1 protein-coding gene and 1 pseudogene are annotated in these 651 nt (G+C 73.0%); both read right to left on the bottom strand.

What is annotated here, in order from left to right; translation table 11 throughout:
* On the bottom strand, positions 1 to 135 hold a 135-nt coding region (locus ACFQEU_RS17300), incomplete at its 3' end, for a sugar phosphate nucleotidyltransferase (RefSeq protein ID WP_379784161.1).
* Between the two features lie 57 nt (positions 136 to 192).
* A pseudogene (locus tag ACFQEU_RS17295) lies at positions 193 to 651 on the bottom strand (phosphoglucosamine mutase); the annotation flags it as partial.

Below are 651 nucleotides of genomic sequence, written 5' to 3'. Positions count from 1 at the left end.
GCCGGCCGCGATCGCCTCTTCCAGACAGCGCTCCACGAGCGGCGTCCCGGCGACCGGGAGCATCGGCTTCGGCGTCCGCGCCGTCAGCGGACGCATTCGGGTCCCTTCGCCGGCCGCGAGCACGACGGTTTGCATACCGGACCGACAGCCGACGGGCGGAAAGGTATTACGCCGACGGACGACGGACCCGTCTCAGGCCCCGCTCGAACCGGCGTCGGTATCGTTCCCTTCGTCGCCGCCGACCGCGCTCTCGACGAGCCCGACCGCGTCCTCAACGATCCCGACCGCGCGGTCAAACAGCGCGTCGGCCGCCGTCTCCGCCCTCGCCTCCGCGGTGACTCGGACGAGCGACTCGGTGCCGGACGGCCGGATCAGGAACCAGCCGTCGTCGGTGTCCACCCGCAGCCCGTCCAGCGTGGAGACCTCGTCGTAGGCGTCGCCGACGGCGGTTTCGACGCGCTCCATCACGGCCGCCTTGGCGTCGACCCGGATCGCCGTTCGTCGGATCGGATACCGGTCGATCCGGGAGAGCCGCGTGGAGAGCGGCTCCGTCGCGACGAGCGCGGCCAGCCGGACCGCCGCGAGCGGCCCGTCGGGACACAGGGTCTCCTCGGGGAAGATCCACGCGCCGGACGGCTCGCCGCCGAACGC

The sequence above is a fragment of the Halorubrum tibetense genome (genome assembly GCF_042661865.1).
Taxonomy (GTDB): domain Archaea; phylum Halobacteriota; class Halobacteria; order Halobacteriales; family Haloferacaceae; genus Halorubrum; species Halorubrum tibetense.
Note: the sequence above shows the minus strand (reverse complement) of the source record. Positions and strands in the feature narration are given on the sequence as shown.